At 30.3% G+C, this 6,594-nt stretch carries 5 protein-coding genes and 1 pseudogene; 5 read left to right on the forward strand and 1 reads right to left on the reverse strand.

The window, feature by feature from the left end; all coding sequences use genetic code 11:
• A partial coding sequence (locus FPG59_RS12560; RefSeq protein WP_086454937.1) for an amidohydrolase family protein occupies positions 1 to 1,353 on the forward strand: 1,353 nt, incomplete at its 5' end.
• 231 nt (positions 1,354 to 1,584) lie between these two features.
• On the opposite strand, the pseudogene FPG59_RS12565 reads toward FPG59_RS12560, so the two are convergent.
• Positions 1,585 to 2,283, reverse strand: a pseudogene (locus FPG59_RS12565) (YifB family Mg chelatase-like AAA ATPase); the annotation flags it as partial.
• Between the two features lie 97 nt (positions 2,284 to 2,380).
• Here FPG59_RS12565 and FPG59_RS12570 point away from each other — a divergent pair.
• The 4 genes from FPG59_RS12570 to FPG59_RS12585 form a co-directional block, all read left to right on the forward strand.
• On the forward strand, positions 2,381 to 3,082 hold the full coding sequence (locus FPG59_RS12570; RefSeq protein WP_086454938.1) for a TnsA endonuclease N-terminal domain-containing protein: 702 nt from the start codon (positions 2,381 to 2,383) through the stop codon (positions 3,080 to 3,082).
• Entirely contained in the window at positions 3,070 to 4,926 is a 1,857-nt protein-coding gene (locus FPG59_RS12575) for a Mu transposase C-terminal domain-containing protein (RefSeq protein ID WP_086454939.1), read from the forward strand. The genes FPG59_RS12570 and FPG59_RS12575 overlap by 13 nt, the downstream gene beginning before the upstream one ends.
• Positions 4,910 to 5,797: a TniB family NTP-binding protein gene (locus tag FPG59_RS12580; protein ID WP_086454940.1), complete on the forward strand. Its 888-nt coding sequence runs from the start codon at positions 4,910 to 4,912 to the stop codon at positions 5,795 to 5,797. Before FPG59_RS12575 ends, FPG59_RS12580 begins: the two co-directional genes overlap by 17 nt.
• A gap of 7 nt (positions 5,798 to 5,804) precedes the next feature.
• Positions 5,805 to 6,594, forward strand: a 790-nt coding sequence (locus FPG59_RS12585) for a TniQ family protein (RefSeq protein WP_086454941.1), incomplete at its 3' end; no start/stop codon positions are given.

The raw sequence follows: 6,594 nt of genomic DNA on the forward strand, positions 1-6,594 counted from the left end.
GTCACACCATTGCTTTGGTTAATGAAATATATAAATAATATGAGAAAAGTTATTTTAATTGTACTGCACTTCTGCTTGTATGCAAGTTATAGTCAAAAAATTGATTTAGCAATTACAAACTGTAATGTAATCACGTTAAAAGAGAATGCTATTTTAAAAAATAAAACCATTCTCATTTCTGGCAGTTCAATTATTGCTGTTGTAAATAGTTCAAGTTGGAAAAATTCATCCAATACAACTGTACTTGATGCAACTGGAAAATATGTTATTCCTGCTTTAACTGATATGCACGTACATCTTAATCCTTTCATGGATAAGTATTCTTTACCCTTGTTTTTAAAGTATGGAATTACAACAGTAAGGGTTATGGCAGGAAATGATCAAGTTTTACAAAAGAGAGACAGTATTAACAAGAAATTATTGCGTAATTCACCTGATATATATTCTGCATCTGAATTGATTGATGGAAATCCACCATCTTTTGACAAAGACCACAGTGGCCCAATTGTAACATCTGAATCCGATATTGAAAAAATCATTTACGAGCAAATAAAAAAAGGGTATGATTTTATAAAATTATACAGCCGATTAGATGAAAACTCTTTTAGAAAAGGACTTTCTTACGCCAAAAAACAAGGTTTCAAAGTCGCTTATCATATTCCCGTGACATTACAGAAACAGCATTTTTTTGATATAAATGGAGGGGAAATAGAACACCTTAGCGGCTACTCTAGATATGCGTCAAAACTCGATTCTTTGCCTAAAAAAATTCTTCTCAAAAATTATGATGTTCCTTTTGATGAAATCTCCGCAAAAGATATTGACTTCAATAAACTTAATGATGCTGTACGTAAGACGGTAGCCCATAACATCTGGAACTGCCCTACCCTTGTGCTATTTTATAATCAAACAGACGAAGTATTTTGTAAGAACATCCTTGGAAATAAAATTGGTGATGGTTTAGACGGTTTACTTGGTTGGTGGTCTAGCGTAGGTTACGGTAAAAAAGAAAATGTGATGACATACATTGATTTCCAAAAAAAAACAGTCGCATTACTACATAAAAACAATGCAAAAATTCTAGCTGGAACCGATTTCCCTAATCCATGGCTTGTACCCGGATTATCTTTACATCAAGAACTAGAACGTATGGTAGATGCTGGATTAACTAATTATGAAGCTCTTAAAACCGCTACTGTTAACCCCGCAGAATGGTTTGGGAAAAACTATAACAAGGGAACCGTTGAAAAAAATAAACAAGCAGATTTATTAATTCTTAATGAAAATCCATTATTAGACATCAAAAACACTCAAAAAATTCATAAGGTTGTTTACAAGGGGGAAGTTCAATGATTCATTAGCTAATTTAACCTATTTTTTACTATTTTATACTTTTTAACAATTATAATAATCCGTTATATGTACAGCACTTTTTTTGTCCTAGTTGCACATACATAGAAATAAATTCAGTAAAAATAGAATTCAAAATATAAAATAATCCGTTGAATTTACTTTGCCTATTTGATTAAGGTTGTATTTCATTGGATAAAAATCGTAAAATACACCTAAAATTCATCAAAAAAATTATCCCAACCAACCATCGCGGTCTAGACTTCGATATTGAATGGCTTCGGCAATATGATTTGACTGCACTGCTGGGGATGCTTCAAGATCAGCTATAGTTCGCGCTACCTTTAAAATTCGGTCGTAAGCTCTTGCAGATAAATTCAGGCGCTCCATAGCTGTTTTTAATAATTGTTTTGACACCTCATCTAGAGCACAATACTCCCTGATTTGTTTGGTATTCATTTGGGCATTGTAATGAATGTGATCCATGTGATCAAAACGTGCAGATTGTATTTCTCTAGCTGCAGTCACTCGCTCTCTAATAGCAACACTACTCTCAGCTTTTTGATCATCTGAAAGTTTATCAAAAGGAACAGGAGTTACTTCAATATGAATGTCTATTCTGTCTAGCAATGGCCCAGAAATTTTACTTAAATACCGATGCATTTCATGTGGTGAGGAAGTTTGTGGAGCATCTGGATCATTAAAAAAACCACTCGGACTAGGGTTCATACTAGCAACAAGCATGAACGATGATGGGTATGTGACCGTAAACTTAGCTCTAGAAATAGTAACTTCTCTATCTTCAAGAGGTTGACGCATGACTTCAAGTACATCTCTTTTAAATTCTGGTAGCTCATCTAGAAATAGAACTCCGTTGTGCGCCATAGAAATTTCTCCAGGTTGAGGATAGCTTCCGCCTGTTATATTTGCTAGTAAATGCTAAAAACCTAATTATTTATCTTGCTTTTTACACAAGTAGATACTAAAACAATTCGTGCAATTCCTTAAAAACAACATTTCACTGCAAAAGATGACACTAAAACTAAAAAAAAGAGTACGTGAGATTAGCTTTAAAAGCAGCTCCCTTTCTGGACAGATATGTAGTAAAAAATTAAATAAATCAATTCAATTTGAATCTTCGTTAGAAAAAGATTTTATATACTTAATTGAATTTGATACGGAGGTGTGTACTTATCTAGAACAACCAATAGAAATTCCATATGTAGATTCTGATGGTAAAAAAAGAAAATATACACCTGATTTTTTAGTTAATTATCACGATAAATTTCGAAAAGATGAAATTATCGAGATTAAATATGAATCTGAACTTTTGAAGAAAAAAGATGAACTGGAGGGAAAATTTGAATCAGCCAGAAAATATTGCATAGCCAATGATTTAGTTTTTAGAGTAATCGATGACACCTATATTCGTGATGAAAAACATATTTTGCTTAAAAATATAAAATTCCTATCACGATATCGAGATTTTTTTGACAAAATAGATTACGATGCTACTAACTTGCATTTTGATACAAGTTATGCATGTATACTATTAGATAAAATTGAGCAATTTGAAAGTTGTACCATAAATCAGTTAATCAATACAATTACAAACGACTGGGAAAAGAAAGCTGAAATAATTTTCTTAACTTGGTATTTGATCGCAAACAATTTTATTGAATGTGATTTAAGTAATCCTTTAAATTTAAATTCTGCTATATGGAAAAATTAATTATTGAAATAGGTGAAAAAGTAATTTTTAAAAATAAAGAGGCAGTAATAATCCGAATAGTCGATCTAGATCAAGTAAGTATTCAAGAACTACAAAGTAATATTATACATACTGTAAAAACTTCTGAAATAAAGAATTATTCTGATTCTACTAAAAATTTACCCAATAATAATATTTCTGCATTAACAGATAAAGAGTGGGATGAAGCGAAAAGGAGATATGAAATTATAAAACCTATCTTGATCAATAGAAAAGACTTTAAATTGATTGAAAGTATTTCTATTGATCAAAAGGTTCATTATACCACTTTATACAGATGGATAAAATTGTATGACGAAACAAGTGTAATATCTTCCTTGTTAGGACACAAAAAAAATGGCGGACGAGGAAAAAGTAGATTGTCAAGCGGACAAGATCAAATAATAAACGATTCAATTAATACTTTATATTTAAATCCCTCAAAAAAATCAATCACAAAAATTATAAGAGATATTGAGAAAAACTGCAAAGAAAAAAACATTCCAATTCCTCACTCCAACACTATCCGAAAAAGAATCAAATCATTATCGGAAGAAGAAGTACTAAAAGCCAGATTTGGTAAAAGTAAAGCTAGAGATAAATTTGAACCGATAAAAAATTCTTTTCCTGGTGCCGACTATCCTCTATCCGTTGTTCAAATTGACCATACTAAAGTTGATATTATTCTTGTGGATGAACATTACAGAAAGGCTTTCATCAGACCTTGGCTGACTGTCGCTGTAGATATTTATAGCAGAATGGTTGTTGGTTTTTATCTTTCTTTTGATCCACCTGGAGAGATGGGAACAGGACTTTGTATTGCAAATTCAATTCTTTCCAAAGAAATCTGGATGGAAAGAAATCATGTTGAAGGCGAATGGCCATGTTGGGGTATTATGTCAACAATACATGTCGATAATGCACGAGAGTTTAGAGGAAATATGCTAAGAAAAGCATGTCAAAACTATGGAATAAATTTAGAATTTAGGCCAGTTGCTCAGCCTCATTGGGGAGGACACGTTGAACGTTTATTAGGAACTTTTTCAAAAGAGATTCATAATTTACCTGGGACAACATTTTCTTCTCCTGAAAATCGAATAAATTATGATTCAGAAAAAAATGCTTCTTTAACTATTTCTGAATTTGAGAAATGGCTCATGACATATATAGTAAATGTCTATCACAAAAGAAATCACTCTGGTATAGGCATGTCACCTTTACAAAAATACAAAGAGGGATTAATGGGGAGTGATTTAATTAATGGATCCGGAATACCTCCTAAATTATTAAATGAAAAAAGATTAAAACTTGATTTCATGCCATATACCGAAAGAACAATTCAAGAATACGGAATCATAATTGATCATATAACTTACTATCATGATGTATTAAGAAAATATATCCATTCCAGAGAATCACTATCAAGCAATAGCCCAAAAAGGAAATTTATCTTTAGAAGAGATCCTAGAGATATTAGTACTGTTTATTTTTTTGATCCCGAAATAAATGATTATTTTGAAATTCCATATAGAGACACTTCTAAACCAGCTATTTCAATTTGGGAATATAAAGAAGCCGTTAGAAAACTAAACAGTAATAATGTAATAATAGATGAAGAAGCAATTTTTAATGCTTATAGAACAATGGAAAAAATTGAATTAAAATCAATATTAGAAACTAAAAAATTAAAGAGAACTACTAGATATGCTGACAAAAGAAACGAACAAAAAACAATTTTAGTCAACGATCAAATAGAAGATAATCCAAAAATTAATTTTCTAAACATTAAACCTTTTGAAGATTTAGATGATGAAGCATTTACATGATAAAACAAAAGACATAATAAATAATTACTCAGATAGTGAAAGAGTTATGTCTATAAAAAAACCAAAATGGATTGGCTACTCTCAAGCTAATAGCATATTGAGTAGGTTCGATGAATTACTAAACTATCCTGTTAACCATAGGATGCCTAATATTCTGTTGGTAGGAGACTCTAATAATGGAAAAACTGCTCTACTTAATAAATTCTTAAAAGTAAATCAATCATTTGTCGAAGAGGAAACAAGTAAACTTGTTGTCCCTGTTCTTTTAATACAAGCACCACCAGAACCAGATGAAAGAAGATTTTATAATACAATTCTGGAATCACTTTTTGCTCCTTATAACTCATCAGAAAAAATTGAAATGAAACAACAGAGAGTAATTCATCTTCTTAAAAAAGTAGAATTAAGACTTTTAATAATTGATGAAATACATCATGTATTAGCAGGAAACTTATCTAAACAAAGGTCCTTTCTAAATGTGTTAAAATTTTTATCAAATGAACTTAGAATAAGTATGGTTTGTTCTGGAACAAAAGAAGCTTTTAATGCAATTCAAACTGATCCGCAATTGGCAAATCGATTTGAACCAAAAGTTCTAAAAAAATGGCGAAATGACGAAGAATATTTAAGATTATTGGCAAGTTTTGAAAGATTACTACCTCTGAAGGAAGAATCATTGCTAATCGAACCCTCTATTTCAACTAAAATACTCGCAATGAGTGAAGGATTAATTGGTGAAATATCACGTATTTTAGAACTATCCTCTATTTTAGCAATAGAAAGCGGTTTAGAAAAAATTAATAAAAATATCTTGAATAATATTGATTTTGTTCCACCAAGTGATCGAAAAAAAATGATCTTTAAATTATAATTACTTTATGGAATCATCACAAATATTAAATAAAAAAATATGGCCAGTATACGTCAATCCAGAAAAAAATGAACTTTTCTCAAGTTGGCTGATAAGGATAAGTAAAGAAAATTTATTAAAATCTCATACTTTTAGTAAATTCTATTTTAATGATTTTCCAATTTGGAATAGAGATATCGATAAATTATATCCTCATATTATAGTATCAAAAATACTAGAAAATACAATGCTTTCGTCAATTGAAATAGAAGAATTATTTCTGGAATCCTATAGAGGAGTTATTTTTAATGACAGAGAATTTACCAGCTATACGCCAGGAATATTAAACATTGGAATTAATCATAGAATTAGAAAATTATATGGCTTACTTTGTTGCCCGTCCTGTCTTGACAATGAAGTTTCATATTTTAAAAAAGAATGGCGATTATTTTTTTCAATAGCGTGTCTAAAATGTAACTGTCTTTTAATAGACAGATGTCAAAAATGCTGTAAGCCAATCTCTTTCCATAGATTAGAAAATGGCTATAAGAATGATATTTTAAAATATCCTCTCTATTTATGTTGGAACTGTTTACATGACTATCGAGAAGATAAAGTACCTATCCCTTCCAACTCAAACATTAAAAGATATCAGAACTACATCGACTATACTATAAATACTAAATCAAATGATTTAACTCCGTATTCATTCTTATTTTTTAAAATTCTTCATCTGCTTTCAACAAAATTATTAACTTCAGGTAAAACCACTAATAGAATAAAATTGACAGTTGAAGATTTTTTTAATTATTCAATAA

It is taken from the genome of Flavobacterium sp. FPG59, from assembly GCF_002150205.1.
GTDB lineage: Bacteria > Bacteroidota > Bacteroidia > Flavobacteriales > Flavobacteriaceae > Flavobacterium.

What these genes read in the sequence shown, in the direction of transcription:
- FPG59_RS12570 (WP_086454938.1), top strand. Translation starts at nt 2,381, where the DNA reads ATGACACTAAAACTAAAAAAAAGAGTACGTGAGATTAGCTTTAAAAGC.
- FPG59_RS12575 (WP_086454939.1), top strand. Translation starts at nt 3,070, where the DNA reads ATGGAAAAATTAATTATTGAAATAGGTGAAAAAGTAATTTTTAAAAAT.
- FPG59_RS12580 (WP_086454940.1), top strand. Translation starts at nt 4,910, where the DNA reads ATGAAGCATTTACATGATAAAACAAAAGACATAATAAATAATTACTCA.